The 12,728-nt window shown below is 68.0% G+C and carries 13 protein-coding genes; 3 read left to right on the top strand and 10 right to left on the bottom strand.

What is annotated here, in order from left to right:
* Positions 1-648: a cysteine hydrolase family protein gene (locus ACO06P_RS24550; RefSeq protein WP_420347847.1), complete on the top strand. Its 648-nt coding sequence runs from the start codon at positions 1-3 to the stop codon at positions 646-648.
* Entirely contained in the window at positions 645-1,379 is a 735-nt protein-coding gene (locus ACO06P_RS24545) for a gamma-glutamyl-gamma-aminobutyrate hydrolase family protein (protein WP_420347846.1), read from the top strand. The genes ACO06P_RS24550 and ACO06P_RS24545 overlap by 4 nt, the downstream gene beginning before the upstream one ends.
* Before the next feature lie 18 nt (positions 1,380-1,397).
* Here ACO06P_RS24545 and ACO06P_RS24540 read toward each other — a convergent pair whose 3' ends face one another.
* Together ACO06P_RS24540 and hmgA are read right to left on the bottom strand one after the other, a co-directional pair.
* Positions 1,398-2,426, bottom strand: a complete 1,029-nt coding sequence (locus ACO06P_RS24540; protein ID WP_420347845.1) for a fumarylacetoacetate hydrolase family protein — start codon at positions 2,424-2,426, stop codon at positions 1,398-1,400.
* Positions 2,427-2,456: 30 nt separating this feature from the next.
* The gene (gene hmgA, locus ACO06P_RS24535) at positions 2,457-3,755 is read right to left on the bottom strand and encodes a homogentisate 1,2-dioxygenase (protein ID WP_420347844.1); all 1,299 of its coding nucleotides are present in this window, start codon (positions 3,753-3,755) and stop codon (positions 2,457-2,459) included.
* A 185-nt stretch (positions 3,756-3,940) separates the two neighbouring features.
* Here hmgA and ACO06P_RS24530 point away from each other — a divergent pair, with 185 nt between their 5' ends.
* Positions 3,941-4,498 carry a MarR family winged helix-turn-helix transcriptional regulator gene (locus ACO06P_RS24530; protein ID WP_420347843.1) on the top strand — a complete coding sequence of 186 codons (558 nt, stop codon included), beginning with the start codon at positions 3,941-3,943 and terminating at the stop codon, positions 4,496-4,498.
* Between the two features lie 4 nt (positions 4,499-4,502).
* On the opposite strand, the gene ACO06P_RS24525 is transcribed toward ACO06P_RS24530, so the two are convergent.
* The 8 genes from ACO06P_RS24525 to ACO06P_RS24490 form a co-directional block, all read right to left on the bottom strand.
* On the bottom strand, positions 4,503-5,189 hold the full coding sequence (locus ACO06P_RS24525; RefSeq protein WP_420347842.1) for an ABC transporter ATP-binding protein: 687 nt from the start codon (positions 5,187-5,189) through the stop codon (positions 4,503-4,505).
* The gene (locus tag ACO06P_RS24520) at positions 5,189-5,935 is read right to left on the bottom strand and encodes an ABC transporter ATP-binding protein (protein ID WP_420347841.1); all 747 of its coding nucleotides are present in this window, start codon (positions 5,933-5,935) and stop codon (positions 5,189-5,191) included. Before ACO06P_RS24520 ends, ACO06P_RS24525 begins: the two co-directional genes overlap by 1 nt.
* Positions 5,928-6,917: a branched-chain amino acid ABC transporter permease gene (locus tag ACO06P_RS24515; protein ID WP_420347840.1), complete on the bottom strand. Its 990-nt coding sequence runs from the start codon at positions 6,915-6,917 to the stop codon at positions 5,928-5,930. The genes ACO06P_RS24520 and ACO06P_RS24515 overlap by 8 nt, the downstream gene beginning before the upstream one ends.
* 10 nt (positions 6,918-6,927) lie before the next feature.
* Positions 6,928-7,848, bottom strand: coding sequence for a branched-chain amino acid ABC transporter permease (locus tag ACO06P_RS24510; RefSeq protein WP_420347839.1), 921 nt, complete (start codon positions 7,846-7,848; stop codon positions 6,928-6,930).
* Positions 7,849-7,932: 84 nt separating this feature from the next.
* Complete coding sequence (locus ACO06P_RS24505) at positions 7,933-9,105, bottom strand: ABC transporter substrate-binding protein (protein WP_420347838.1); 1,173 nt, start codon at positions 9,103-9,105, stop codon at positions 7,933-7,935.
* A gap of 227 nt (positions 9,106-9,332) precedes the next feature.
* Positions 9,333-10,298: a 2-hydroxyacid dehydrogenase gene (locus ACO06P_RS24500; RefSeq protein WP_420347837.1), complete on the bottom strand. Its 966-nt coding sequence runs from the start codon at positions 10,296-10,298 to the stop codon at positions 9,333-9,335.
* A 47-nt stretch (positions 10,299-10,345) separates the two neighbouring features.
* A complete protein-coding gene (locus tag ACO06P_RS24495; RefSeq protein ID WP_420347836.1) occupies positions 10,346-11,650 on the bottom strand; it encodes an NAD(P)/FAD-dependent oxidoreductase in 1,305 nt (434 codons plus the stop codon).
* Entirely contained in the window at positions 11,650-12,618 is a 969-nt protein-coding gene (locus tag ACO06P_RS24490) for a LacI family DNA-binding transcriptional regulator (protein WP_420347835.1), read from the bottom strand. Before ACO06P_RS24490 ends, ACO06P_RS24495 begins: the two co-directional genes overlap by 1 nt.
* Between the last annotated feature and the right edge of the window lie 110 nt (positions 12,619-12,728).

Raw genomic sequence — 12,728 nt, 5'->3', positions numbered from 1 at the left:
ATGACCGAAGGCGCTCCCGGCTACGATTTCAGCCTCTCGACCGGCGGTTCGGCCCTTCTGGTGGTGGATCTGCAGCGTGGCTTCTGCGACAAGGCTTTGGCCGAAGACCTGGGCTTTCCCGCCAGCGATCATTACTGGCAGCGCCTGGAGAGCACGGTGCTGCCCAATGCGGCAAAGCTGGTCGAGACCGCGCGCAGCGCCGGCATCGAGGTGATCTACACAGTGATTGAGGCCCTCACCAGGGACGGCCGCGACCGCAGCCTGGACCACAAGCGCAGCGACTTCCTGATCCCCAGCGGTTCGCCCGGGGGCCAGGTCATGCCGGCCCTCGCGCCCCAGGGCGACGAGATCGTCCTCCCCAAGACGGCTTCGGGCATCTTCAACGCCACCAATATCCACTACCTGCTGCGCAACCTTGAGGTCGAGCGCCTTGCGGTCTTCGGCGTTTTCACCAACCAGTGCGTGGAGTCAGCCGTGCGCGACGCCGCCGACCGCAGCTATCTGGTCACCATGGTCGCCGACGCCTGCGCCACCAAGAGCGCGGAAGAGGAAGCCGCCAGCCTGGCGGTGATGAAGGGCTACGCCCGCATTGCGGAGACGGCGGACTTGCTGGCGGAGATGCGGGCGCGCGGAGCCTCGGCGGCATGAGGCGCCCCCTCGTCGGCGTCACCGCCGACTACCGTACCTACGACAACGCGCCCTACCACGTGGTCGGCGACAAGTACCTGCGCGCGGTCTGGGAGGCGGCGGATTGTACGCCGCTGGTGATCCCGGCCATGGCCGAGAGTCAGGAGGCCGCGGCGATGCTGGAGGCCCTCGACGGCCTTCTGTTCACGGGCAGCCCCTCCAACGTCCATCCGACGCTCTACGGCCACACCCCCAGCGAGCGCTACGAGCCCTACGACCAGGCGCGCGACGCCATGACCTTTCGGATGATCGAGGCAGCGCTGGAGAAGGGCCTGCCGACGCTCTTCATCTGCCGGGGCTTTCAGGAGCTGAACGCGGCCCTGGGCGGCACGCTTCATCCCCGGGTGCACGAGGTCGAGGGCCGCCTGGACCACCGCATGCCCAAGCACGACGACCCGGACGTGCGCTACGGCCCGCGCCACGCCATGACCTTTACCGCCGGCGGCGCCTTCGCGGAGATCGCCGGGGCCACGGAGATCGAGGTGAACTCCCTGCACGGCCAGGGCATCGACCGGCCCGCCGCGGGCCTCACGATCGAAGGCCATGCCCCCGACGGGACGCCGGAAGCGGTCACCGTCAGCGGCGCCAAGGCCTTCGCCCTGGGCGTCCAATGGCATCCGGAGTACAAGCCGCTGGAGAACGCATTTTCCACCCGCCTCTTCCGCGCGTTCTCCCAGGCGGTTTACGGCTAGGGCCGGCGGCTTGGAACGCTATCTAAGCCGCTCCACCCTCTGGTCGATGGCGCCGAAGATCGACCGGCCGTCGGCATCCAACATCTCTATCCGAACGCTGTCGCCATTTTGCAAGAAGGGCGTCTTGGCTTCGCCGTCCAGGATGGTTTCCACCATGCGCACCTCGGCGATGCAGGAATAGCCGCGCCCGCCCGCGCCGACCGGCTTGCCGGGCCCGCCGGAAGCATCGCGGTTGGAGACGGTACCGGAGCCGATGATGCTACCGGCGGAAAGGGGGCGGGAGCGCGCCGCGTGGGCGATGAGCTGGCCGAAGTCGAAGGTCATGTCCTCGCCCGCCTCGGCCTTGCCGAAGGGCTCGCCGTTCAGCCGGACCAGCAGCGGCAGGCTCAGCTTCGCCCCATCCCACGCGGTACCCAGCTCGTCCGGGGTCACGGCGACCGGCGAGAAAGCCGAGGACGGCTTGGCCTGGAAGAAGCCGAAGCCCTTGGCCAGTTCGCCGGGGATCAGGCCGCGCAGGCTGACGTCGTTCACCAACATGATCAGACGGATCGCTTCCGCCGCTTGTGGCAGCGCTGTGCCGGGGGCGACGTCGTCGACGATCACCGCCACCTCGCCCTCCAGGTCGAGGCCCCAGGCCGGGTCGACGAAGGGGATCGGGTCGCAAGGCCCAAGGAAGGAGTCGGAGCCGCCCTGGTACATCAGGGGATCGGTCCAGAAGCTCTCCGGCATCTCCGCGCCGCGCGCCTTGCGCACCAGTTCCACGTGGTTCACGTAGGCCGAGCCGTCGGCCCACTGATAGGCGCGTGGCAACGGCGAGTGGCACTTGGCCGGCTCGAAGGGGAAGCTGTCGCCGCCGTCGCCGCCCGCTTTCACGATCTCCTCCAGGGCCGCCGCTTCGGCCTCCAGGCCGGGGGCCGCCGCGGTCCAGTCGTCGAGGGCAGCCTGCAGCGTTGTCACGGTCTGCGCCTTCGCCGCCCGGGAAAGGTCGCGCGACACAATGAGCAGGCGGCCGTCGCGGCTGCCGTCCTTCAGGGTTGCGAGTTTCATGGGTTCCCTCTTGTATGTCGAACTCGACAGCTACGGCGTGCCTTCGAAGTGCTTTTCAAGGCCATCCCAGCAGGTCACGTAGTCCTTATCCAAGGTTTCGAGATTAGCTCCAAAGTCAGTCACTTGCTGCGGAAACCTGGTTTCGAACATGAACGCCAGGGTGCCGCTTTGCTTGACCGGGCCCAGGTCCTCCGTGCTTGCCTTGGCAAAGGCGTTGCGGTCGGGACCGTGGGGCAGCATGGCGTTGTGCAGGCTCATGCCGCCGGGCTGGAAGCCGTCCGGCTTGGCGTCATAGATGCCGTAGATCAGCCCCATGAACTCAGACATCACGTTCATATGGTACCAGGGCGGGCGGAAGGTTCCTTCCGCCACCATCCAGCGGTCGGGAAAGATGACGAAGTCGACGTTGGCGGTGCCCGGCGTCGCCGAGGCCGAGGTCAGTACCGTGAAGATCGAAGGATCCGGATGGTCCGTCAGGACAGAGCCGACCGGAGAAAAGGTCCGGAGATCATACTTGTAGGGCGTGTAGTTGCCATGCCAGGCGACCACGTCGAGGGGCGACTGGGCGATCGCGCAGGCGTGGAAAGCGCCGCCCCACTTCACCGTCAGGCGGGCCTCTTCCGCCTGATCCTCGTAGGCCGCAACCGGCGCCTGGAAATCCCTGGGGTTGGCAAGGCCGTTGGCGCCGATGGGCCCGAGGCCGGGCAGCGCCAGGCGTGCGCCGTAGTTTTCGCAGACGTAGCCTCTTGCCGGCCCGTCAAGCAGTTCGGCACGGAACTTCATGCCCCGCGGCAGCACACAGATCTCGCCCGGCGTCACCTCCAGGACGCCGAGCTCGGTGGCGAAGCGCAGGCCGCCCTGCTGCGGCACCACCAGCATTTCGCCGTCCGCGTTATAGAAATACTCCCGCTCCATCGAGCGGGTGGCGAAGTAGAGGTGGGCGGCCATGCCGTCCTGCACGCGGGCATCGCCGGCGGCGGTCATGGTCCGCATGCCGGTCACGAAGGTCAGGGCCTCCCCCGGGATCGGCGGCGGCCCCCAACGCAGCGGGCCGAGCGCCAGTCCCGCTGCCGCCGGCCGCGGTGCGGTTTCCCAGAGCGGCAGATCCACGCTCTGGAATGGCCCCTGGTGGCTGACGGAGGGACGGATGCGATAGAGCCAGGTGCGCGCATTGCTGTCCCGCGGCGCGGTGAAGGCGGTGCCGCTCAGCTGCTCGGCATAAAGGCCGTAGGGGCAGCGCTGCGGCGAGTTCTGCCCCACCGGCAGGGCGCCGGACAGGGCCTCGCTCTGGAACTCGTTGCCGAACCCGGAAAGATAGCTCAGCGCCATAGACTCACTCCCTCATACTCTTTCTCAAACGGCAGCCGCAGGCCTGCAGCCCTGCTTGCCCATACCGGATCGCTTGCACAGACCCGGGCCTTTGTGATAGTTGCAGATGTAACTATCAAGCTGCGTGGAAACAACTCCCAAAGTGCGGCGACACCGAACGGGGACCAGAACAGGGATTGTATGCAATGACCCTGAAGACCGACCCATCACGGGCCCAGGCGCCCGACGCCCTGGAGCTGGAGACTTTCCTGCCCTACCGACTGAACCGGGCGGCGGCCATCGCCAGCCGCCAGTTCTCGGCGATCTACCGCAATGAGTTCGGCTTGACGGTGCCGGAGTGGCGGACCCTGGCCACCCTCGGCCAGTTCGGCGTCGCCACGGCCACCGAGATCGGCGCGCACTCGGCCATGCACAAGACCAAGGTCAGCCGGGCAGTGGCCGCCTTGCAGCGCCGCCGCTGGCTCCAGCGCCACACCGACGAGCAGGACCGCCGTATCGAACACCTCGCCCTCTCCGCCGCCGGGATCGCCGCCTACCGCAGGCTGGCGCCGAAGGTCCTGCGCTTCGAGGCGGAGCTGATGGAGGGCCTGTCGGCGGAAGACCGCGAGGCCCTGGTCAAGGGCATGGCCGTCCTCGAACGGGCGCTCGGCATTCACAAGAAGTCCTCGCTGCTGTCCCGGCGCCAGACGGCGGAGGGCAAGGGACCAACAGGCCTCCAATCACGCCGCACCCACGCTGCGTGAGCCGTCACAGGCCGAGATAGCGGTCCTGAAGGTCGGCATCGGCTGCCAGGTCGTCCGGGTTGCCACGCCAGACGCTGCGGCCTTTTTCCAGGATCACGCAGGTATCCGAAAGAGGCAGCAGGTCTTTCAGGTTCTTGTCGACGATGAGGATCGCTTGACCGCGGGCCTTTACGGCGGCGATGGCGGCCCAGATCTCGTGCCGGATGACGGGCGCCAGACCCTCGGTCGCCTCGTCGAGGACCAGCAGGCGCGGGTTGGTCATCAGCGCGCGGCCGATGGCCAGCATCTGCTGCTCGCCGCCGGAAAGCGTGCGCGCCATCTGCTCGGCGCGTTCCTCAAGCCGCGGGAAGAGTCGGGCGACGGCGGCCCGGTCCCAGCCCTCGCCCCGCGCGGTGGCCAGCAGGTTCTCGCGCACCGTCAGGTTCGGGAAGCAGCGCCGCCCCTCCGGCACCAGGCCGATGCCGCGGCGGGCGATGCGGTAGGCCGGCAGGCCGCCGATATCCTCTCCCAGAAAGGTCAGACTGCCGGCGCGGGCCGGCATCAGGCCGCAGAGAGTACGAATGGTGGTGGTCTTGCCCATGCCGTTGCGCCCGAGCAGCGCCACCATCTGCCCTTCGTCGACGGCCAGGTCGACGCCGAAAAGCGCCTGGGAGGAGCCATAGGCGGCCTCAATGCCTCTGACCTCCAGCATCAGGAGTCCCCCAGATAGGCTTCGCGCACCGCGGCGGAGCGGCGGATTTCCTCCACCGGGCCGGACGCGATGACCTTGCCGTAGACCAGCACCGAAATGCGGTCGGCCAGGGCAAAGACCGCGTCCATGTCATGCTCGACCAGCAGGATTGCCGCCTCCGCCTTCAGCGGTTTCAGGAACTCGGTGAGCTGGCGCGTGCCTTCGGGACCCAGGCCGGCCATGGGTTCGTCCAGCAGCAGCACCTTGGGCCGCAGCGCGAGCGCCAGGGCAATCTCCAGGAGGCGCCGCTCTCCATGGGAAAGCGTCGAGACCTGCAGCCCGGCGCGGTCCGAGAGGCCCACACGCTCCAGGATCGCCATGCCCTCCGCGCGCAGGCGGGTGTCCTTGCGCAGCGGCGACCAGAAACGGAAAGCGCCGTGGTCGCGCCCCTGCAGCGCCAGGAGCACGTTGCCCAGAGCACTGAACTCCCCGGCCAACGACGAAACCTGGAAGCTGCGCCCCAAGCCGCGGTTCGCCCGGGCTGCGACGGAGAGGTGGGAAACGTCCTCTCCCAACAAATGCACGGCCCCGGCGTCCGGTTTCAGCCAGCCGGCGACCTGGGCGATCAGGGTCGACTTGCCGGCGCCGTTGGGGCCGATGAGGGCATGGATCTCCCCGGGCAGCAGCGTGAGATCGACACCGTCGCAGGCCTTCACGGCACCAAAGGCCTTGCTCAGGCCCCGCAGTTCCAGCAGCGGCTCAGTCATGACGGGCCCGCCCCGCCAGCAGCCCCATCACCCCGCCGCGGGCGAAGAGCACCACGCCGAGCAGGACCGCGCCGAGCAAAAGCTGCCAGCGGTCGGTGAAGCCGCCGATGAAGCTTTCCAGCAGAATGAAGAGCGCGGCCCCGGCGAGTGGGCCGAACAGGCGGCCGACGCCGCCCAGGATGACGAAGATCATGATCTCGCCGGAGCGGTGCCAGGACAGCATGGAAGGTCCGACGAAGCCGTTCAAGTCGGCGAAGAGCGCGCCGGCGATCCCGGTGATCACGGCGGAGATCACGAAGGCGGTGAGCTTCACCGGGTAAGGCGCGATGCCGGAGGTGGCGAGGCGCACCTCGTTCATGCGCGCGCACTGCAGCGCCATGCCGAAGGGCGCGGCCACGATGCGCGCAGAGACAAACAGCGCCAGCAGCAGCAGGCCGTAGCAGAGGAAGAAGAACACCAGCGGGTTGTTGCTATCAGCCAGCGGCATCTGGTTGCGCAGGTAGATCGCCAGCCCGTCCTCGCCGCCATAGGCCGGAATGGAAATGGCGAGGTAGTAGATCATCTGGGCGAAGGCCAGGGTGATCATGATGAAGTAGACGCCGGAGGTGCGCAGCGAGATGGCGCCGATGGCCAGCGCCGCCAGCGCGGCCACCAGGGCCGCCACCAGCCAGACGACCAGAAGCTGGTCGCTGCCGCCGATGGTGATGGGCCAGGCGATGAAGGCCGAACCCTCGAAGGCATGGAAGGCGGCGATGCCCGCCACATAACCGCCGAGGCCGAAGAAAGCCGCGTGGCCGAAGCTCACCATGCCGCCGTAGCCGAGCGCCAGGTTGAGGCCGACGCCGGCCAGGGCGAGGATCGCCACCCGGCTGGCCAGGGAGACGTAGAAGGGTTCGTCCAACAGCGTTGCGACCAGGGGGGCCGCCAACAGCAGGCCCGCCAGCACGGCATTCACCAGGGTTTCGCGGGAGCGTTCGATCATCGCCGGCGGCTCATGCGTTCACCGGGAAGAGGCCCTTGGGCCGCCAGGCGAGGATCGCCGCCATCAGAAGATAGATGGCGACCGAGGCCAGGGCGGAACCGACGGCGGTGGCCTCGGCGACCGGCAGCACCAGCGCGAAGGCCTGCGGTAGGAAGACGCGGCCCAGGGTATCGGTGAGGCCCACCAGTATCGAGGCGACGAGCGCGCCCTTCACCGAGCCGATGCCGCCGATGACGATAACCACGAAGGCGAGGATCAGCACCGGCTCGCCCATCCCCACCTGCACCGACTGCAGCGCCCCCACCATGCCGCCGGCAAGCCCGGCCAGCGCGGCGCCGAGGGCGAAGACCGCGGTATAGAGCTTGCGGATATCGACGCCGAGGGCGCCGATCATCTCCCGGTCCGACTCTCCGGCGCGGATGCGCATGCCCAGACGCGTCCGGGTGATCAGCAGGTAGAGTCCGTAAGCGGTCAGCAGCCCGACGACGATGATCGCCAGACGGTAGATGGGATAGCCCCCGCCGCCGGGCAGCGGCAGGAAGCCGGACAGCAGCGGCGGAATGTCGAGATAGAGCGGCTGGTCGCCGAAGACCCAGCGCGTCACTTCGGAGAAGATCAGGATCAGCGCGAAGGTTGCCAGGACCTGGTCCAGGTGGTCGCGGTCATAGAGCCGCCGGATAACGACGAATTCGATCAGGGCGCCGGCCGCGGCCGCTGCCAGGAAACCGCCGCCGAGGCCGATCCAGAACGAGCCGCTGGCCTCGGCGATCCAGGAGCAGAAGAAGGCACCCAGCATGAAGAGGGAGCCGTGGGCAAGGTTGATCAGGCCCATGACGCCGAAGACCAGGGTCAGGCCGGCGGCCATCAGAAACAGCATGACGCCGAACTGGAGGCCGTTCAGAAGCTGCTCGATCAGGAAGGCAAAGGACACGCTGCGCCCGGCGGCTGGTGGAGGACCCTGAAAACAAACGGGGGCCGCCGGACGGCAGCCCCCGTGACCTGCGACGCCGCGGCGCTACATCTTGCAGTCCGCGACATAGGCGTTGGCATGCCCGGTGAGGCCGACGCCGACGATCTTGTTGGTCAGCACATCGCCTTCCTTCACCACCTCGCGCACGTAGATGTCCTGCACCGGGTGATTGTTGTCGGCGAACGCGAAGGCGCCGCGCACGGAGTCAAAGTCGGCAGCCTTCAAGGCTGCGCGGAACGCTGCCTTGTCTTCCAGGCCCCCTGCCTGCTCGCGGGCCGCCAGGATCAGCTTGGCGGCATCGTAGCCCTGGCTGGCGTAGAGCGACGGGAGGCGCCCGTACTCCGCCTGGAAGGCTTCGACGAAGGCCTTGTTGGCAGGGTTGTCGATGTCCTTCGACCACTGGGAGGTGTTCTTGACGCCGAGCGCCGCATCGCCCACGGCCTTCAGGATGCCCTGGTCGAAGGAAAAGGCGGGGCCGAAGACCGGAGTGTCGAGGCCGGACTGGGCATACTGCTTCATGAAAGCGATGCCCATGCCGCCAGGCAGGAAGAAGAAAATCGAATCCGGATCGGCGGCGCGGATCTGGGCAATCTCTGCCGCATAGTCGGTCTGGCCGAGCTTGGTGTAGATCTCGCCCGCCAGTTCGCCGGTGTAGTAGCGCTTGAAGCCGGTGAGCGCGTCCTGGCCCGCCGGATAGTTGGGCGCCAGGATGAAGGGCTTCTTGAACCCGTTGGCCTGAACGTAGCCGCCCATGGCCTCGTGCAGATTGTCGTTCTGCCAGGCGACGTTGAAGTAGTTCTCGTGACAGCCCTTGCCCGCGAGCGCCGAAGGCCCGGCATTGGGGCTGATGTAGAAGATGCCCTGGCGCACGCTGGCCGGCACCACCGCCATGGCCAGGTTCGACCAGATGATGCCGGTCAGGATATCCACCTTGTCGCGCTGAATGAACTTGTCGGCGATCTGCTTGGCGAGGTCCGGCTTGCGGGCATCGTCCTCGACGATGACCTCGACATCGTTGGCGCCGGACTGCTTCACCGCCAGCAGGAAGCCGTCGCGCACGTCGATCCCCAGGCTGGAGCCGCCCCCCGAGAGCGTGGTGATCATGCCGATCTTCACGGCGTCGGCCTGGGCCGTTCCGAAGCCTGCCAGCAGCCCCGCGGCCCCCAGGACCATTCCCCGGGCCATTCCCCGGGCCATTCCCCGCAATGCCTTGTTCATGCTCTTCCCTCCTGTTCTCCCTTTGCGGCCTTCGCGCGAAGGCCCTGCTTTCCTAGCTGCCGAAGGCACCGCCGGTGCCCGACCGGCCCTTGGAAAAGGCACGACCCGGGCCGGAACGGTTCTGGAGGATCCCCCTCCCCCTCAGCTTACGGGGCCTTGCGGCCGCCTTGCTTGCCGAAGGGTATAGCGCTTTCGGCGGGGTTCCGCCATAGAGCCCTGAGTGCCGGTCAGGCCACCCGGTCCGCCGGCTCGCGCCCGCCGAAGAAAGCGTCCAGGTTGTCCAGCGCGCGAAAGCCCATGGCGTCGCGGGTGTCCCGGGTGGCGGAGCCGATGTGCGGCAGCATGAAGAGGGTGTCGAGCGCCGCAAAGGCCGGATTGCCGCCAGGCTCCTGGCGGAAGACATCCAGGCCAGCCGCCGCCAGATGGCCGGACTGCAAGGCCTCGATCAGGGCCGCCTCGTCCACCAGCGCGCCGCGGGCGGTGTTGACCAGGATCGCGCCGGCCGGCAGCTTGGCCAGACGCTCCCGGTTCATCAGGTCCGTGGTCTCCGGCGTCGCCGGGCAGTGCAGCGAGAGGAACTCAGAGACCGCCAGCAGATCGTCCAGGTTGTCATGGAAGGTCGCGCCCTCCTCCAGCTCCGGGGCCAGGCGTTTGCGGTTGTAGTAGTGCACCTCCATATCGAAGCCGCGGGCGCGCCGCGCCATGACCCGGCCGACCCGGCCCATGCCGACGATGCCCAGCCGTTTTCCCGTCACCTGCTGGCCCACCATGAAGGCGGGGCTCCAGGAGGTCCAGGCGCCGGCACGGACCATGCGGTCACCCTCCGAGGCGCGCCGCGCCGCGCCCAGCAAGAGCAGGAAGGCGATCTCCGCCGTGGCGTCGGAGAGCACGTCGGGCGTGTTGGTAACCACGACACCCTTCGCCTTCAGAGCAGTCAGGTCACAGTGGTCGACGCCGACCGAGTGGTTGGCGATGATCTTCACCCGGTCCGAAAGCTGCGCGGCGACGTCAGCCGAAAAGACCTCCGAGTGGCAGGGCAGGATCGCGTCCACATCGGCGCTCCCGGCCACGAGTTCTTCGGCGGTGAAGACCCGGTCTTCGGGATTGAGGATGACGTGGTAGTCGTGCCGGGCTCTCGCTTCGGTCGCGGCGGACAGCTTACGGGTGATCCACAGACGGGGTTTGTCGCTCATGTCACTGCTCTGCTCGTGGAGAGGGTGGTTGCGGAAGACTGCGGCGGCTAGCGCTCGCCGACCGCATGGGTCAGGGAGGCGCCGAACTCATAGTAGGCCTGTTTGACGCCGGCAAGCCTCTCACGATGAGCGTCCACCGGGTCGCAGGGAAGCGCGCGCTCGTTGCCGTCGACCAGATAGGCCGCTACGGCCTTGCCGAAGGTGGTGCCCGGCGAGATCCCGCGGCCGCTGTAGCCGAAGACAGAAACGCCGCGCTCCCCCAAGCGGAGGATCTTGGGCAGATGGTCGCCCGTCATCGCGATGCGTCCGCACCAGGCATGCTCCAGGTCGATGCCCGCGAGATCGGGAAACAGGGCCGCCAGCTTGCGCTCGGCCCAGGCACGGTGCCAGCGCGCACCCGGTCCCTCCAGCGACCCCACGGCACCGACCAGCAGCCGTCCGGCCGCATCCAGCCGAAAGGACGACATGACCGGCGCCGTATCCCAGCAGCCCTGGCGCTCCGGCAGCACACCGCGCCGCAGATTGTCGGTGAGCGGCCGGGTCGCAATCTGAAAGTAGTGAACGGGCACATAGGCCGGGGCTGGCATACCCGTGGCGGGCCGGCCGTAGGCATTCACCGCGACCAGCAGCGCCCCGGCCGTGACACTGCCATCAGGTGTCGTAACCCGCCAGGCCTCTCCGTCGCGCGCGATATCCAGCGCCGGCGTGTGTTCGTGCAGAACGGCGCCCGCATCGCGGGCGGCGCGCGCCAGTCCGCGACAGTAGGCGAGCGGCTGGATCGTCCCCGCCCTGCGGTCCAGAAGCGCGCCGTGAAAGGCCGGGGTTCCCGTCCGCGCGGCCGTCTCCTGCGCGTCCAGCAGTTCCACAGGCGCGCCCTGGGCGCGCAGTTGGCGCAGGCGGTCGTTCAGGTCGTCGAGACCGCCCTGGCTGTGGGCGCAGTGCAGAGTGCCGCTGCGGGTTGCCTCGCAATCGATACCGAGGCGGCCGATCAGGGAGAAGACGAGCTCCGGACCGGCAGCCAGGGCGGCGTTCAGGCGGCGGCCGACAGCTTCGCCCAGGGCCTCCTCCACCTTCTCCGGAGGCAGCCAGAGGCCGGCGTTCACCAACCCGACGTTGCGCCCGGATCCGCCAAAGCCGATGCTCCGGGCCTCCAAGAGTCGGACGGCCATCCCAGCTTCGGCCAGATGCAGTGCAGCGGAACACCCGGTGAAGCCGCCGCCGACGATCACCGCGTCGGCCCGGACGTTCCCTTCCAGCGGCTCAGCGGCAAGCGGCGCGCCAGCGGTTCGCCACCAGAGGTTCCCGACATCCTGCGTATCCGAGTCTTCTCCAACCACGACTGCCGATGTCATCAGACGCCCGCCGTCGAAGCGCGCTCAACGATCGTGGCCTCCAGCCGCACGTCGGGCAACGCCGCACCTTTGTCCAGATGCGTGACCAGCGCCTCGGCAGTGCGCCACCCCATACGGGCGGTCGGCAGGCGCAGTGTCGTCAAGGGCGGCTGGCAGACAGCCGCCCAGTCCAGGTCATCGAAGCCCATGACAGAGAGATCGCCCGGCACCGACAGGCCGTGGCGCTGGGTCTCGAAAAGCGTGCCCAGCGCAAGGACGTCGGACAGGCAGAGAAAGGCGGTCGGTCTGATGCGCTCCGCCAGCACTGCGCGGGCGGCCGCGGCGCCGCCCTCGGTGTCCAGGCCGGTTTCCTTGAACGTCAGCGTCAGATCCTTTCTGGCTGCCCGCTTCACACCCTTTACGCGCCGCACCGTCCGGTCGTTGTTCTCCAGGGGCCCGTGGATGACGGCGATCCGGCGATGGCCGAGGTCGGCAAGATAACGCAGGGCCAGGCGCCCCAGGGCGGCATTGTCGTAGCCGATCGTCGCAAGCTGATAGCGCGGTTCGAAGATGCTGGTACAGACGGTTGGGATCTGCCGATGGTCGAGCAGGTCCAGAAGCTCCGGCACATGGGTCGCGCCGGAGAGGATCAACCCCTCCGCCCCCATGTCCAGGACCTCCTCGACCCGGCGCAGTTCCTGGTCCGGGTCATCGTTGGTCGTCGCAATCACCAAGGCATAGCCGCAGTCCGCCAGCGCCGTTTCCACCGCGTTGAGGAAACGCGCGAAGATGGAGTGGGACAGGGTCGGGATGACCGCTGCAATCGTTCGGGTGCGTTGCGTTGCCAGGGCGCGGGCGGCGGGATTGGGCGCATAGCCCAGCGCGCGCATGGTCGCGATGACCTGGTCGCGGGTCTCGGCGCGCACGGATGCAGAGCCGTTCAGGACCCGCGACACCGTAGCCACCGACAGACCGGCAGCCTTCGCCACCGTTCGCACTCCGGGCTTCTTCGCGCCAGCCTGCCGCTGGCCGGTCATCGAACCACCGGGCCCTTGCCTCCCCAAACTGCTGCCTCCCCAAGATGCGCGCCCTTCGTTCG

The sequence above is a fragment of the Pelagibius sp. genome, assembly GCF_965227505.1.
GTDB lineage: Bacteria > Pseudomonadota > Alphaproteobacteria > Kiloniellales > Kiloniellaceae > Pelagibius.
Note: the sequence above shows the minus strand (reverse complement) of the source record. Positions and strands in the feature narration are given on the sequence as shown.

Excerpts from the sequence above, each read along its gene's own strand:
- ACO06P_RS24505 (WP_420347838.1), bottom strand. The coding sequence starts at position 9,105 with ATGAACAAGGCATTGCGGGGAATGGCCCGGGGAATGGCCCGGGGAATG.
- ACO06P_RS24550 (WP_420347847.1), top strand. The coding sequence starts at position 1 with ATGACCGAAGGCGCTCCCGGCTACGATTTCAGCCTCTCGACCGGCGGT.
- ACO06P_RS24545 (WP_420347846.1), top strand. The coding sequence starts at position 645 with ATGAGGCGCCCCCTCGTCGGCGTCACCGCCGACTACCGTACCTACGAC.
- ACO06P_RS24495 (WP_420347836.1), bottom strand. The coding sequence starts at position 11,650 with ATGACATCGGCAGTCGTGGTTGGAGAAGACTCGGATACGCAGGATGTC.
- ACO06P_RS24515 (WP_420347840.1), bottom strand. The coding sequence starts at position 6,917 with ATGATCGAACGCTCCCGCGAAACCCTGGTGAATGCCGTGCTGGCGGGC.
- ACO06P_RS24520 (WP_420347841.1), bottom strand. The coding sequence starts at position 5,935 with ATGACTGAGCCGCTGCTGGAACTGCGGGGCCTGAGCAAGGCCTTTGGT.
- ACO06P_RS24500 (WP_420347837.1), bottom strand. The coding sequence starts at position 10,298 with ATGAGCGACAAACCCCGTCTGTGGATCACCCGTAAGCTGTCCGCCGCG.
- ACO06P_RS24540 (WP_420347845.1), bottom strand. The coding sequence starts at position 2,426 with ATGAAACTCGCAACCCTGAAGGACGGCAGCCGCGACGGCCGCCTGCTC.
- ACO06P_RS24530 (WP_420347843.1), top strand. The coding sequence starts at position 3,941 with ATGACCCTGAAGACCGACCCATCACGGGCCCAGGCGCCCGACGCCCTG.
- hmgA (WP_420347844.1), bottom strand. The coding sequence starts at position 3,755 with ATGGCGCTGAGCTATCTTTCCGGGTTCGGCAACGAGTTCCAGAGCGAG.
- ACO06P_RS24525 (WP_420347842.1), bottom strand. The coding sequence starts at position 5,189 with ATGCTGGAGGTCAGAGGCATTGAGGCCGCCTATGGCTCCTCCCAGGCG.